Here is a 14,036-nt window from a genome sequence, read left to right as displayed (position 1 = left end):
TTTATCTCGCTAAACCTTTAATCACTACAATTTGACTTGCTTGTTGCTCGTTCGGACGATTTGTTCCTCCGTCAACTCCTTTATATTTTTCGCCAGTCCAGGTATGAGGCTGGATGCTTAACATGAAAGTATCCGGAATACCCAACTGATCTGATACATCGATCATTGCACCGTATTCCCAATCTCCGAATTTTGATAGTTTACCTACGTTATATTTGGCAGCATCAGCCTGAGTACGACGGTGATCTAATTCCAATACCACTTTCAATTCTTTTGTAGCGATATTGTACTGATAAATATAAGCATCGTGTGTTTCGTCACCGTATCCGTTTGCATCTTCCTGAACGTAAACATAGTTACTGGTTACACAGATATTATCAGGATTTTGGAATTTTCCAGCTTTTCCACTGCGGTTGTCACCATCTAAAACCAGTTCTAAAGTTCCTTTTAACGGATCGGCAGCATCAAGATTTAATCTGTAAACTCTACCATATTTCGTTCTTGAAGCATCGGCATTCGTTCCTGTGATATCTTGTCCGGTCACGTTAAAATACAATTCACGGTCAGCATTGTTACCTCCTTTGCGGTAATCCAAATCTTCAACACGACCAAATTTGATTGCTTTCAAAGTATTTACAGATGCATTGATCTGAGCTCCTGTTAAAGTAGTGTGGTTGTCAATTTTCACGAAAGAAACAGGATACGTTTGATCCACAGTCATGTCTCTTTCTCTTTGATTGCTGTCATTTCTTTTTAACATGTACAAAGATCCTCCGCTTAAATCACCAACTGTGTTTGATACATACATAAAAACCTGGCCTCCGTAAGTTCCTGAGTCATCATCACCAATTACTACAACTGTTTTTCCTTTGTAAGCAGTAGAACGCAATGGTAAAGCATTTTCGGCACTTAAACGTCCAAATCCTGCCAATTCTTTAGATACTGATGCTCCTCCAGCACTAGCGTACGGATCTAAAGCATGTGTACGAGACTCTTCTCCGGACTCTCCACAAGTTAAATAAAGAGGTCCAAAACCGTGTTCTGCCTGTGTAGCCATAGTAGCTCCGCATAATCTCCAAGTTCCTCCGCTAGAGTTTAACAAATATTCTCCCTTTGTTGGTTTAAATGTTTTATCTAAAGTAATTCTTGAAACCGCAAAATTGTCTTCGTTGTTTACTAAGAAAGTAAAAGTTCCGTCCGTATTTTTCAATAGACCTGAACCATCAGCAGAACCTCCAAAAACAAATTTAGGACTGTCTGCAAAAACATCATCTGAACTAAAAAGAGAGTAAATTTTCAAACTTTCAAATCCTGTCTGAGCTTTTATTAAACTTGGTGTTACAGATTGATCCTTCAGTACAACACTTGTTGTTTCTGCTTCGTCTTTAGAATCGTTATTACAAGATGTAAGCAACGAACCTAACATAATTAGGGGTAAAATAATTCTTTTCATGTAGTTAAAAATTGGTTTCTATTTTTTTTACAAAGTAACCCACTGCTCTTTAACTTAAAATGATTTAGATATTATCAAAAAATCAACAGTTTTCCTAAAATGCGTTATAAAACAAAAAAACGTTAACATTAAATTAGTACTACAAAACACTCATAAACTTGCAGTAACATTAAAGCAAAAAAAAGAGCCTTATTTTAAGACTCGTTTTCTAATTGCTCTTTATATATTTTAATATTAGCCTTTATACTCTCCGGTAACTCAGGCTCTTTAATGTCGGTATGCTTCTGCATTTCTTCCCAAATGGTTTTAGCCACAATGTAACGGGCCATTTCTTTATCATCGGCCGGAATTACATACCACGGAGCATTTTTTGTCGAAGTTTTATTTATAGCCTCTTCATAATATTGCTGATACTCCTCCCAATGTGCACGTTCTTTCAAATCCGCGACCGAGAATTTCCAGTTGTGTTTTTCTTCTTCCAATCGTCTTAGCAAACGTTTACGCTGTTCCTCTTTACTCAAATGCAGGAAAAACTTCAGTACAATTGTTCCATTTTGCGTAATATGCTTTTCAAAATTATTGATTTGCTCTATTCTGTCTTTCCAAAAATCTTTCGGAATATCTTCTACCTTTTCAATTCCGGGTAAATTTTCGTTCAATATATACTCAGGGTGCACGCGGGTAACCAAAATATTTTCATAATGGGTACGATTAAAAATCGCATATTTTCCTTTTTCAGGTAAAACCATATAATGTCTCCACAAATAATCGTGTTCCAACTCTGCCGAAGTAGGCGTTTTAAAACTATGCACCACTACTCCACGCGGATTAAACTCTTTAAAAACTTCCCGAATCAGACTGTCTTTTCCGGAAGTATCCATTCCTTGCAGACAAATCAAAACGCCATATCTGTTGTGAGCATACATGGCATCTTGCTGTTTACTCAATTTAGCCTGAACTTTATCGAGTTTAGCTTCTTTTTCTTCACTGTCTGCATCAAGGTCGAGCAAAGTAGGAATCTTTGATAATTTTATTTTATCTGTGATTTTAAAATCATTCGGATCTATTGATTTCATATTCATGAGTTTTTTCGTAATAGTAAATATACTATTTTTACAAAGCATATCCCTGCTGTACCTTGTAATACTTTCAGGGACAGCGATTTTATTTTCAAAACAACATTCATGGAAAAATTCACCTTAGAAATATTATTTCAAATCATCGGAATCGGATCAGCATCCGGATTATTTTTTACTGACAATTCACTTTATCTAGTTGGAGATAACAGCGGTTTTCTATACGAATACAACATGCAGAATCAGCAATTGAACGAACACCCTTTAATTGACAATCCGACGAAAAATATCGCAAAAAATCTTAAACCTGATTTTGAGTCTTTAACCAACCATAACGACACGCTTTATGTTTTTGGTTCCGGATCTACCGAAAACCGAAACAAAATGATTGCATTCGATCTTAAAAAGAAAACTATACTGCAAAAAAACAATCTGGTTGATTTATATGTTCTAATGCAAAGTTTTGGCGAAATAAAACCGGAAGACTTTAATCTGGAAGGTTCTATTTTTGATGGTGAGAACTGGTACCTGTTCAATCGCGGTAACGGAATCTCGAACAAAAACACCATTTTTACCATTCATGCCAAAAGTCTGGGAGAAGAATTTGCTCTGGTTGCAACCAATTATAAGCTTCCAAAAATAAAAGGGATTCGATCCAGTTTTACCGATGCTGTTTTGGTACAAGATAAAATCTATTTCCTTTCTACAGTAGAAAACACTAAATCAACTTATGATGATGGTGAAATTTTGGGAAGCTTCATAGGAAGAATAGACCTTAAAACTATGAAAATTGATTTCACCCAAAAAATTACAGCAACCCATAAATTCGAAGGTTTGACTTTCTATAAAAAAGAAAACAATACAATCGAATTTCTACTTTGCGAGGATAATGATACAGAGGTTTTAGAAACGAAGATTTTTAAATTGAGTTTGCCTGTTAAATAGATAAAGAATCTCTTCACCTTAATTGTATCACAGAGATTCTAAAAAATTTCGCAGAGACGCACAAAGGATCGTTCACTTTTTATTATTTTGAGTTACAAACTCATTCATTCTGTAGTACCTAAAAAAGTACTACAGTGGCTCTTTATTAAGAAAATCGTACCTTTAAAACCATCTATTAAGAAAATAAAAGCCTTTTTTGAACTTTTTTTCATTGCTGTCCCAACCTTTTTATCTTTTAAGCCCTCTTTAGTATAAAGACAACAATTGTGATAAACGAAACTCTCATATCCAACTGCAAAAAAATGAACCGTGATGCTCAGCGTCAGGTTTATGAGCATATGGCTCCAAAACTGTATCGCGTTTGCAAACGATACCTTAAGAAGGAAGAAGAAATTGAAGAAGCTATGGCTGACGCTTTCTATACCATATTTACAAAGCTGGATCTGCTTAAGGAGCTTTTAGCTTTTGAAGCATGGGCACGAAAAATTACCGTCAACCATTGTTTGGCAACCATCAAGAAAAACACCAATTTCAATATGTACCTTGATGATGTCAAATTGCTTTCGCAGCCTTTTACCGAAGAAGTGAACGCATTGGAAGAAGAAGATTTGCTGAATTTACTAAACCATATTCCGGACGGCTGTAAAACGGTTTTTAATCTTTTTGTTATCGAAGGTTTCGGACATAAAGAAATAGCCGCTATGCTAAACATTTCTGAGGGTACATCAAAATCACAATTGAATGCCGCTAAAACCAAATTAAAGGAATTAGTAAATAAATTGTATTACCAAAAAGCAAAATAGTCATGGACAATCAAGATAAAATATTCGATAAATTTAAAGAGGCCGCACAGAACTCGGAATCCAAAGATTTTCCAGGAATGGAAAAAGTATGGTCACGCCTTGAAGATAAACTGGACAAAAAGGAAGACAAAAAAACCATTTCGTTATGGAAAAAAATTGCGGTCGCAGCTTCGCTCTTATTACTCCTTTCTTTGGGAGCACAATTTCTAAAGTCCGACAAAACAGTTCCTGCTCTGACTCCTAAAGTTGTTGTGAACGAAGAAGAAAAAGCAACACAGCCCATTTTAGAGAAAAAAGAAGTAATTGTTTCTTCAGAGTCACCAATAATACCAAAAGCAGAAGCTGTAAAAATTCTGGATCAGCAAATCAAACAACAGCAAAAAGTAGCGATACAGGAAATACAGCATACAGCCGACAATGCTATTGTTACGCAAGCCAGTCCTGCTCCCGTTGCAGATCAAATAATTCCTCCGGTAGCTGCATCATCTGAATATTTTAAAGAAGAAGAGACAGAAAACAACGCTGCCAAAGATAAAGCCATTCAAAACTATGGCTATGCCGGAGCAGCACGAAGAGAATCAGCCAAAATGGCTTATGCCGAAAAACCTGTACAAATGGCTAAAAAAAGTGCTCCGTTAATTGTTTTAAACGGAAATGCCATGTCGCACAATGACGATGCAAAAAGAGACAAAATGATGCAGGCAGAGCTACCAAATTTACAGCCCGAAAATGTAGATTCTCTTGTGGTACTGGATGCGCCATTGTACATCATTGACGGCATATATTATTCCGAAAGTGAATTATTTGGCAATAATCCAACCAGTCCGTATGCCCCTTTAAACAAACAGGAAATCAAGACGATCACTGTCCTACAAGACCTTGAAGCCACCTCTAAATATGGTGATAAAGGGAAAAAAGGTGTTGTAATCATTACTACCCGAAAAGGAAAACCCGCAGCAAAAAACTAACGGTAAAAACTCAAATTTAATTTCAAAAAATCATTCCTAAGTCTAAGGCTTAGACTACGATCAACCCGATTATCCATCTAAAAATTACTATCATGAAAAACGTAAAACTTCTTTCATTAGCCCTATCTATGCTTATATGTTTCGTAGCATCAGCACAGGAGAAAATCATTACAGGAAACGTTACAGACGAGGCCAGCATACCGCTTCCGGGAGTAACTATCGTGATTAAAAATACCAAAAACACAACTCAAACCGATTTTGACGGAAAGTATTCCATCAAGGCTCAAAAAGGTGATATTTTGATCTTTAGCTATATCGGATTCAACTCTCAAACACAAACCGTAGGCAATAAAAATGTGATTAATGTTAAACTAACCGGCCAACAGCAATCCCTTAACGAAGTAGTAGTCGTGGGCTATGGGGTTTCGAACAGCGACTACGAAAGCTCAAATTACAGCCGTCGTGACAAGAAAATGGCCGCAAAGACTATTACCTCAACGCTTCAGGGAAGAGTTGCCGGGCTACCAATTACTGGTAATTATATTCAGCCTGCACCCAATCAAAACATCATTATAAGAGGGACTACATCTATTTCTTCTAAAGATGAACCTTTGTATATAATCGATGGTGTTCCGGTGAAATCTGATCAATTCTCAAAAATCAATCCGAATGATGTGGAGGAAGTAAAAGTTATAAAAGAAGCAGAAGCAACTTCACTTTATGGAAGCAGAGCCACAAACGGAGTTGTTCTTGTTGCTACCAAAAACGGCATTTACAAAAACCTTACGGAGAAAGAATTAAATGCCAAACTGAAAAAAATAACTGTTCCGCAGCCGGTAGAACCTAATGAGGAAGATTACAATACTTTTGTCGAAAATGCCTTCGAGAGTCCAAAAACAGCACCTCTTTCTACATTTTCTATCGATGTTGACAATGCTTCGTATACCAATGTGAGACGCTTTATCAATAACGGACAAGCAGTTCCGAAAGATGCCGTTCGTGTAGAAGAAATGGTTAACTTCTTTAAATACAATTATCCACAGCCAAAAGATCAAAATCCGTTTTCTATTAACACAGAAGTAAGTGATTCACCATGGAATGCCAAAAACAAAGTGCTTAAAATTGGTTTACAGGGGAAAAACATCCCAACCGAAAATTTACCTGCTTCTAATTTAGTTTTCTTAATTGATGTTTCAGGATCGATGAGCGACATGAATAAATTGCCTTTGCTAAAGCAATCATTAAAAATACTGGTAAATGAGTTACGTCCGAAAGACAAAGTTGCCATGGTGGTTTATGCCGGTGCAGCAGGACTGGTTTTACCTCCAACTTCAGGTGACGAAAAGAAAACCATTATTGATGCTCTTGAAAAATTGAATGCGGGCGGAAGTACTGCCGGAGGAGCAGGAATTGAACTGGCGTATAAAATTGCTGCAGAAAACTTTATCAAAAACGGAAACAACAGAGTGATTCTGGCTACTGATGGTGATTTTAATGTAGGAGATACTTCTAATGCAGACATGGAAAAGCTAATTGAAGACAAAAGAAAAACCGGCGTTTTCCTTACCTGCCTGGGGTACGGAATGGGAAATTACAAAGACAGTAAGATGGAAACTTTAGCCGATAAAGGAAATGGAAATTATGCTTATATCGACAACATTCAGGAGGCCAATCGTTTTTTAGGAAAAGAGTTCAAAGGTTCCATGTTTGCAATTGCTAAAGATGTAAAAATTCAGATAGAATTTAATCCCAAACAAGTTCAGGCTTATCGTTTAATCGGTTACGAAAACAGAAAACTGCGTCCGGAGGATTTTAAAAATGATGCTATTGATGCGGGAGAACTTGGAAGCAACCATACCGTTACTGCTCTTTATGAAATTGTTCCCACCGGAGTAAAAAGCGATTATTTGGCACAGCAGCCTGATGCTTTAAAATATACCAAAGTCGAAGAAGCCGGAATAAATTACAGCAATGAACTTGCTACCATAAAATTCCGTTATAAAAAACCGGACGGAGATAAAAGTATTGAACTGGTACAGGTAATCGAAAACAAATCGGTTGCATTGGAAAAAGCCTCTGATGATTTTAAATTCAGCAGTTCAGTGGCCTGGTTCGGTCTGAAACTAAGAGATTCAAAATTAATTTCAGACAAATCTTCAGATGCTATTCTGAAATTAGCCAAACAGGGGCTTTCCAACGATCCTGAAGGTTACAAGGCCGAATTTATCCGTTTAATTGAGGCAGTAAAATTCAATTAAATTTTACGATGAAAAATGTAAAACTTGCTTCATTGGCTTTTTCTATATTTCTCTGTCTCGTAACACATGCACAGGAAAAAGATGTATCTCATACAAAACCTGTAAATGCCGATAGTCAGATCATAATATGTGCACCATCAAAAAAATCTATTATTAATCCACCTTTGGTAATTGTTGATGGAGTTATAATCAATTTTAAAGATTTTCCTAAAGTGAGCCCGAATACTATCAAAGAGATGAAAGTTTTAAAGGAAACTGAAGCAACTTCAGTCTACGGAAATAAAGGAATAAATGGTGCTATAATTATCACAACAAAGAAAAATAACTGAAATTTGATAACACAGATTTCATTTTTAACAGCGGTTTATTAACAAAATTATTTTTACATTTGATCTCCTTTTGAAACCCTTTCAGAAGGAGATCAATCATATTATTTAATCATTTTCACACAATCAATTAATGAACCCTATCTTAAATCAGAATTTATTTCTTGTAAAAGAGCATGTTGGCATGTTTAAAGCATCAAACAACTATGACATTTATAATCCGGAAAGCAATCAGATCATCTTAAACTGTAGAGAAAATAATCTGGGATTCTTCACTAAAATGTTGCGTTTCACCGATTACAAAAGAATGACACCTTTTAATGTTGAAATTGCAGCAGCTTCAGGTGAAAAACTAATTTCGGTAAAAAGAGGTATTGCCGTTTTCAGATCTAATGTTGAAGTTTTTGACGAAAAAGAGAGACTGATAGGTACCTTTAAACAAAAGTTCTTTTCTTTTGGCGGCAGATTTGAAATTTTAGATAAAAACGAAAAACCGGTTGCTACACTTCAGGGAAAATGGACAGGATGGGATTTCAAATTTACCCACGAAAATAAGCAATTGGCTCAGGTAAGTAAAAAATGGGCCGGAATGGGGAAAGAACTCTTCACCAGTGCCGATAATTATGTTCTTCAAATTGAAGAAACTGTAGCACAGGACAGTCCGCAAAGGCAATTAATTCTGGCAGCTGTAATGTGTATCGACATGGTTTTGAAAGAATAGAAAAAGTTGTTAAACTTAGATTAAGAAAACATCTAAAGCATCATTTTAGGAAGCAAAAGCCTTATTTTTGTGGTACTCAAATGATGCTTTCGCATTTCTAATATGACAATCATGACAGACTTAAAAAATAAAAATGCCCTAATTACAGGAGCCGGAAAAGGAATAGGAAAAGCAATCGCACTTGCACTTGCCAACGAGGGAGTTAATGTAATTTTAGTTTCGAGAACGCAAGCAGATGTTGACCAGCTAGCAATCGAAATCAATAACTTAGGTGTAAAATCTTTGGCTTTAGCTGCTGATGTTTCTGATATTAATTCTATAAATAGTGCCGTAGAAAAAGCATTAGCCGAATTTAAAAGTATCGATATTTTAATCAACAACGCCGGAATTGGTGCTTTTGGAAAATTCCTGGAATTAGAACCAAACACCTGGGAAAGAATCATTCAGGTCAACCTTATGGGAACTTACTATACCACCCGCGCCGTTATTCCAAATATGATCGAAAGACAAACGGGAGACATCATTAATATTTCATCGACAGCAGGTTTAAACGGAAACGCCGTTACGAGCGCTTACAGTGCTTCAAAATTTGCTGTTCTGGGTCTAACGGATTCTTTGATGCAGGAAATGAGAAAACACAATATTCGTGTTACTGCTTTAACACCAAGTACAGTAGCTACTGATATGGCCAAAGATTTAAATCTGACAGACGGAAACCCTGAAAAAGTAATGCAGCCCGAAGATATTGCCGAACTGATTGTCGCACAACTAAAACTGAGTCGTCGCGTTTTCATTAAAAACAGCAGTATCTGGTCTACTAATCCTTAAAAATAAATTCCAATCTTTTGAAAAATTCCAAATTCCAAATACTGCAAGCTGGAATTTGGAATTTAAATGTTGTAATTTCTAAAAACTAAACGATGGAAAACTATTTAAGACAATTAATTGCCATAGAATTTACCGATAAGAAAGAACTTTATACCGGATTTCTTATCGACTATTCGGATGAATGGATTTTATTACGAAACAATCCCGTAGATTTTATACTGGATGGCTTTGTACTATTGAAAAACAAAAACATTGAAGCCATACACAGAGATCAGGATCTGGAATTTACCGAAAAAGTAATCCGTCTAAAAGGTCTCAGAACAAATGCCGAAGATATCATTCCGATACGAGATTTGAATTCGATCATCAATTTTATCACAAACAAATACGGTATTTTCCAGATTGCTAAAAAGTCAGCAAAGTCAGCTTATTTGGGAAAACTAATCGAATTAACGGATGAAGAACTTACTATCGATTTCCTGGACACAAAAGGTCAGTTTGGCGGTGAATTAAGCTTTAATCCACAAAAGATAAGGGTAATTGAATTTGATACCGATTATATCAATTCATTGAAATTAGTAGTTGGAGAAAATCTTTAACTTTGAATTTAAAGATGTTCCACGAAGATACGCTGAGTTTCTCACCGAGATTCACAGAGACTTCTCATATAAAAACGAAAAAGCCTCATTAATGAGGCTTTTTCGTTTTTGGTCATAAATGACAAACTTTATATCTAAACTTTGTGTATCTCCGTGGAAATCTTTGTGTATCTCAGCGAAACACGAACCTTAAGCCTCAGTAAGCTTATTCAAGAACTCAAGACGAACACTTCCGTCTTCGTCGATCTTTGTCAGGTTTATTTCCTGCAGAGTATTTACCAATTCAGGATTCCACGGTGTTTTTACTTTTACGTAATTCTCTGTAAAACCATGAATATATCCTTCTTTATTTTCTCCTTCGAACAAAACAGTTCTGTTAGATCCTAACTGACTTTCATAAAAAGCACGACGTTTTTTAACGGATAATCCACGTAGCATTTTACTGCGTTTCGCTCTTACATTTGCCGGAACAATTCCCGGCATATTTGCAGCTTCTGTATTGTCTCTTTCGGAGTACGTGAACACATGCAGATAAGAGATATCCATTTCGTTAAGGAAATGATAGGTTTCTAAAAAATGCTCGTCTGTTTCGCCCGGAAATCCAACAATCACGTCTACACCAATACAGGCATGTGGCATTACTTCACGAATTTTATGAACACGTTCAGTATACACTTCACGCAAGTAACGGCGCTTCATCAATTTCAAAATATCATTGCTTCCGGATTGTAACGGAATATGAAAATGCGGTACAAAAGTTCGGCTTTTAGAAACAAACTCAATGGTTTCATTCTTCAGTAAATTAGGTTCGATAGAGGATATTCGCAAACGCTCGATCCCGTCAACCTCATCCAGAGCCTGAACTAAGTCCAGAAAAGTATGTTCGTGTTTTTTATTTCCAAACTCCCCTTTTCCGTAATCCCCAATATTAACTCCCGTTAAAACAATTTCTTTGATGTTCTGAGCAGAAATTTCTTTGGCATTTTTCAATACATTTTCCAGAGCATCACTTCTCGAAATCCCTCTTGCTAACGGAATGGTACAATATGTACATTTATAATCACAGCCATCCTGAACTTTCAAAAAAGCCCGGGTACGGTCTCCAATAGAATAACTTCCCACATAAAAATCAGCCTCGGCAATTTCACAAGAGTGTACTTCACCCATGTCATTCTTGCTCAGGTCATGAATATAATCCGTAATTTTAAATTTTTCTGTAGCTCCCAAAACCAAATCAACTCCATCAACAGCTGCTAATTCCTCCGGTTTCAACTGGGCATAACAGCCTACAGCCGCTACGAAAGCTTTCTCATTCAGTTTCATTGCTTTTTTCACCACCTGCTTAAACTGCTTATCAGCATTCTCTGTAACCGAACAGGTATTGATAACATAGATATCGGCTATTTCCTCAAAATCAACACGATCAAAACCTTCATCGTTAAAATTTCGGGCAATAGTTGAAGTCTCTGAAAAATTCAGTTTGCAACCAAGCGTATAAAAGGCAACTTTTTTTCTATTTTCCATAGGAATAAACTACGTTTTAAGTAGTAAGATATTATATTTACATCTCTTTTGAAGAGTTTGCAAATTTACATACAATATTCTTTAAAATAAAATCAATAATATACTATATATCAATATTTTGCAAGAACCTGCTATTTTAATTCGTTTCAAAAAACTGTAAATCAAACCAAATCGTCAGGAAAAAAAAATTAAACTGAAAAAAACGCAACCCAATTCGATAAGAATAAAACGACAAATTGATCGATTAAACGCAAATAACATCGATTAAGTGCGTTTTTTAAGATATTAAATTAAAATTTTCTTACATTTAACTTTGCTGGAAATATTTTTAGAAGTAATTTCACTTCGTCAAAAAATAGGAACCAAAAACTATAGCATCAAAATCATAAATAGCGCATAACAATTTTGATTTTCCATCGTTATGTTGTTGTTTTGTTATAATAAAAATGGGCAGGCCGAAAACCATAAAGAGTAGGCAAAAATTAAAAATTAAAACTCCATATGAAAGCATTTTTACCCACAATCTGCTTGATGTTCTTAACCCTTTTTAGCGCTCAGGCACAAACTGCTCCGGCTGCTAATCCATTTCCATCTATCAGCACATTGACAAACTGGGCGAGCTTAAACTCTCAATCTCAATTTGATATTGCAATTCGTGCGGTTGGATTTAAATTTGAAGTAAAAGAACCGGGTGAAGGCTCAACAGCTTACACTTATATTCGTAAAGTAACCGTAAATGAAGTAAACTACACTGACAGAATCGTTTACAGAATTACAAACAACAATTCGGCAAGTATCATTTCGTTAGTAACTGCTTCTACTGATTTAGTAAGCTTGTACACTCCACAATTGTCAACTTTTAAAAACAACAATTGTAAAACTGAAATGTCTAAAGACAAAAACACAACTTGTACTTGCTATGAAAGTGCGAACTTCGCTATCGATCTTTGCGACGAACGTGTAAAATTGACAATGGGTGACGGAAACAAATATTTTGTTTCAGTAGCTAAAAAATAATATTTAATACCTCTTTCTAAAGTATTAAAAAACTAAGAACTGTTTTCCAAATCTTTGCAAATCTTAAGCAATTTGAGTTTACAAAGATTTGGAACACATTTCATTTTATCTCTTTACAGGTCTGGATGCTTCAATTCATACCAAACTTCCAGCTCTCCTTCATATTCAAAAGAATTCACGTAGCGAAAACCTAATTTTTCCAACGCTTTTCTTGATACCTCATTTCCTTCATCGGCATAAGCGTAAAGAGCTTTGACTTTCATTTTGTTAAATGCATAATCAACAAATGCTTTTCCGGCTTCAGTCGCATAGCCTTTCCCCCAGTGTTTTTCGATGAAACGATATCCTATTTCATAAAAATCTTTGTGGTCGTTAATTTCATAGGTGATAAACTTTATACCTGACCAACCCAAAAACTCATTCGTTTCTTTTAGTACAGCAGCCCAGCGACCTGTTCCAAAATCCTTGTATTGCTGCTGAATATTTTCGATTTGAACGACACTTTCCTCAATCGTTGTTACAGGCTTTTTCCCAACGAAAAGGTGCACATTCGGATTCGAATCCAATTCAAACATTCCATCAGCATCCGAAAGAAGTAATTCTCTTAAAATTAGTCGTTCTGTTTCAATTGGTTCTTTCATACAAATTAATTTAAAATATAGCGCTGCACCACCTCAGCAACTCCATCATCATTATTTGAAGCAACGATTAAATCTGCTCTGTCTCTTAATTCCGGGGTTACGTTATCGACCCAAACTCCTAAACCTGCATATTCGATCATGGTCAGATCATTTCCGGCATTTCCCACGGCAATAATTTCGCTTTGATGAATGTTTAACTTTTCGGCTAAAAGTTTTAAACTGGCCGCTTTATCTATTCCATTCTGTGCTGCTTCCAGGAAGAAAGGTTTTGACATGGCAACACTCAAATGAGGCATTGCTGCTTTTAAGTCAGCTTCTAATTCTTTTAAATAAGAAGGTTCCGCCAATAAAATACATTTTACCGCAGGTTCTGTAACCGCTTCTTTAAAACCAGTTACTCTATTATGTGGTAATCCTGTAATTTCTTTTTCAACATCAATATATTCCGAATCGGTTTCGCTTATAATTTCACCATCCAGATACGTAATGATATGAGTTTTCTTTTTTACACTGTAGTCATACAGCTCATGGATTTGCTCAACGGTTAATTTTTGTTCGAACAAAATAACATCATCCTTAACCGTACTAATGATCGCTCCATTAAACGAAATTATATACGAGTCATTCAAATCCAGCTCTAACTCCTTAGCATAAGCAGTCATCGCCGATGTTGGTCTGCCCGAAGCCAAAACGACGTAAACGCCTTTTGACTGTGCCTCCAGCAGTACTTTTTTATTAAGGTCCGAAATTTTATGATCGTCTGTCAACAAGGTATCATCCATGTCGAGCACTAACATTTTATATTGCATATTTTTTTCAGTTTGCAGTCTCAGTGTTCAGTCTCTGTACACTAAAACTTTTCACATCTCACATTTTA

14 protein-coding genes are annotated in these 14,036 nt (G+C 35.9%); 9 read left to right on the top strand and 5 right to left on the bottom strand.

Features of this window, described 5'->3' with window-relative positions; genetic code table 11:
* Position 1: 1 nt before the first annotated feature.
* Both B0A80_RS04550 and B0A80_RS04545 read right to left on the bottom strand, forming a co-directional pair.
* Positions 2 to 1,453 (bottom strand): PhoX family protein, encoded by a 1,452-nt coding sequence (locus tag B0A80_RS04550; RefSeq protein ID WP_089076573.1) that lies wholly within the window; start codon positions 1,451 to 1,453, stop codon positions 2 to 4.
* 194 nt (positions 1,454 to 1,647) lie between these two features.
* The gene (locus tag B0A80_RS04545) at positions 1,648 to 2,529 is read right to left on the bottom strand and encodes a PPK2 family polyphosphate kinase (protein ID WP_026109832.1); all 882 of its coding nucleotides are present in this window, start codon (positions 2,527 to 2,529) and stop codon (positions 1,648 to 1,650) included.
* Between the two features lie 108 nt (positions 2,530 to 2,637).
* Between B0A80_RS04545 and B0A80_RS04540 the strand changes: the two genes are divergently transcribed.
* From B0A80_RS04540 to B0A80_RS04505, 8 genes are all read left to right on the top strand, one after another.
* A complete protein-coding gene (locus tag B0A80_RS04540; RefSeq protein ID WP_089076572.1) occupies positions 2,638 to 3,474 on the top strand; it encodes a DUF6929 family protein in 837 nt (278 codons plus the stop codon).
* A gap of 302 nt (positions 3,475 to 3,776) precedes the next feature.
* Positions 3,777 to 4,277, top strand: coding sequence for an RNA polymerase sigma factor (locus tag B0A80_RS04535; protein WP_089076571.1), 501 nt, complete (start codon positions 3,777 to 3,779; stop codon positions 4,275 to 4,277).
* Between the two features lie 2 nt (positions 4,278 to 4,279).
* Positions 4,280 to 5,245, top strand: coding sequence for a hypothetical protein (locus tag B0A80_RS04530; RefSeq protein WP_089076570.1), 966 nt, complete (start codon positions 4,280 to 4,282; stop codon positions 5,243 to 5,245).
* 92 nt (positions 5,246 to 5,337) lie between these two features.
* A complete protein-coding gene (locus B0A80_RS04525) occupies positions 5,338 to 7,503 on the top strand; it encodes a VWA domain-containing protein (protein ID WP_165769218.1) in 2,166 nt (721 codons plus the stop codon).
* Positions 7,504 to 7,511: 8 nt separating this feature from the next.
* Positions 7,512 to 7,832, top strand: a complete 321-nt coding sequence (locus B0A80_RS04520) for a hypothetical protein (protein WP_070907507.1) — start codon at positions 7,512 to 7,514, stop codon at positions 7,830 to 7,832.
* A gap of 130 nt (positions 7,833 to 7,962) precedes the next feature.
* Positions 7,963 to 8,550, top strand: coding sequence for a phospholipid scramblase-related protein (locus B0A80_RS04515; RefSeq protein ID WP_017495110.1), 588 nt, complete (start codon positions 7,963 to 7,965; stop codon positions 8,548 to 8,550).
* A gap of 111 nt (positions 8,551 to 8,661) precedes the next feature.
* Positions 8,662 to 9,378 (top strand): 3-ketoacyl-ACP reductase, encoded by a 717-nt coding sequence (locus B0A80_RS04510; RefSeq protein ID WP_089076617.1) that lies wholly within the window; start codon positions 8,662 to 8,664, stop codon positions 9,376 to 9,378.
* A 92-nt stretch (positions 9,379 to 9,470) separates the two neighbouring features.
* The gene (locus tag B0A80_RS04505) at positions 9,471 to 9,977 is read left to right on the top strand and encodes a hypothetical protein (RefSeq protein WP_070907508.1); all 507 of its coding nucleotides are present in this window, start codon (positions 9,471 to 9,473) and stop codon (positions 9,975 to 9,977) included.
* 189 nt (positions 9,978 to 10,166) lie between these two features.
* On the opposite strand, the gene mtaB is transcribed toward B0A80_RS04505, so the two are convergent.
* Positions 10,167 to 11,501 carry a tRNA (N(6)-L-threonylcarbamoyladenosine(37)-C(2))-methylthiotransferase MtaB gene (gene mtaB, locus B0A80_RS04500; RefSeq protein WP_089076568.1) on the bottom strand — a complete coding sequence of 445 codons (1,335 nt, stop codon included), beginning with the start codon at positions 11,499 to 11,501 and terminating at the stop codon, positions 10,167 to 10,169.
* Between the two features lie 501 nt (positions 11,502 to 12,002).
* On the opposite strand from mtaB, the gene B0A80_RS04495 reads away from it, so the two are divergent.
* Positions 12,003 to 12,518, top strand: coding sequence for a hypothetical protein (locus B0A80_RS04495; RefSeq protein ID WP_026109828.1), 516 nt, complete (start codon positions 12,003 to 12,005; stop codon positions 12,516 to 12,518).
* A 113-nt stretch (positions 12,519 to 12,631) separates the two neighbouring features.
* Here B0A80_RS04495 and B0A80_RS04490 read toward each other — a convergent pair whose 3' ends face one another.
* Positions 12,632 to 13,159 (bottom strand): GNAT family N-acetyltransferase, encoded by a 528-nt coding sequence (locus tag B0A80_RS04490; protein ID WP_089076567.1) that lies wholly within the window; start codon positions 13,157 to 13,159, stop codon positions 12,632 to 12,634.
* A gap of 5 nt (positions 13,160 to 13,164) precedes the next feature.
* On the bottom strand, positions 13,165 to 13,968 hold the full coding sequence (locus tag B0A80_RS04485; RefSeq protein WP_089076566.1) for a Cof-type HAD-IIB family hydrolase: 804 nt from the start codon (positions 13,966 to 13,968) through the stop codon (positions 13,165 to 13,167).
* Positions 13,969 to 14,036 lie beyond the last annotated feature (68 nt).

The organism is Flavobacterium tructae (assembly GCF_002217475.1).
Lineage (GTDB): Bacteria > Bacteroidota > Bacteroidia > Flavobacteriales > Flavobacteriaceae > Flavobacterium > Flavobacterium tructae.
This window is presented reverse-complemented; position numbering and strand designations above follow the sequence as displayed.

Coding starts and splice junctions, on each gene's coding strand:
- B0A80_RS04540 (WP_089076572.1), top strand. CDS start 2,638: ATGGAAAAATTCACCTTAGAAATATTATTTCAAATCATCGGAATCGGA.
- B0A80_RS04530 (WP_089076570.1), top strand. CDS start 4,280: ATGGACAATCAAGATAAAATATTCGATAAATTTAAAGAGGCCGCACAG.
- B0A80_RS04485 (WP_089076566.1), bottom strand. CDS start 13,968: ATGCAATATAAAATGTTAGTGCTCGACATGGATGATACCTTGTTGACA.
- B0A80_RS04550 (WP_089076573.1), bottom strand. CDS start 1,453: ATGAAAAGAATTATTTTACCCCTAATTATGTTAGGTTCGTTGCTTACA.
- B0A80_RS04520 (WP_070907507.1), top strand. CDS start 7,512: ATGAAAAATGTAAAACTTGCTTCATTGGCTTTTTCTATATTTCTCTGT.
- B0A80_RS04515 (WP_017495110.1), top strand. CDS start 7,963: ATGAACCCTATCTTAAATCAGAATTTATTTCTTGTAAAAGAGCATGTT.
- B0A80_RS04490 (WP_089076567.1), bottom strand. CDS start 13,159: ATGAAAGAACCAATTGAAACAGAACGACTAATTTTAAGAGAATTACTT.
- B0A80_RS04510 (WP_089076617.1), top strand. CDS start 8,662: ATGACAGACTTAAAAAATAAAAATGCCCTAATTACAGGAGCCGGAAAA.
- B0A80_RS04535 (WP_089076571.1), top strand. CDS start 3,777: ATGAACCGTGATGCTCAGCGTCAGGTTTATGAGCATATGGCTCCAAAA.
- B0A80_RS04545 (WP_026109832.1), bottom strand. CDS start 2,529: ATGAAATCAATAGATCCGAATGATTTTAAAATCACAGATAAAATAAAA.
- B0A80_RS04505 (WP_070907508.1), top strand. CDS start 9,471: ATGGAAAACTATTTAAGACAATTAATTGCCATAGAATTTACCGATAAG.
- mtaB (WP_089076568.1), bottom strand. CDS start 11,501: ATGGAAAATAGAAAAAAAGTTGCCTTTTATACGCTTGGTTGCAAACTG.
- B0A80_RS04525 (WP_165769218.1), top strand. CDS start 5,338: ATGAAAAACGTAAAACTTCTTTCATTAGCCCTATCTATGCTTATATGT.
- B0A80_RS04495 (WP_026109828.1), top strand. CDS start 12,003: ATGAAAGCATTTTTACCCACAATCTGCTTGATGTTCTTAACCCTTTTT.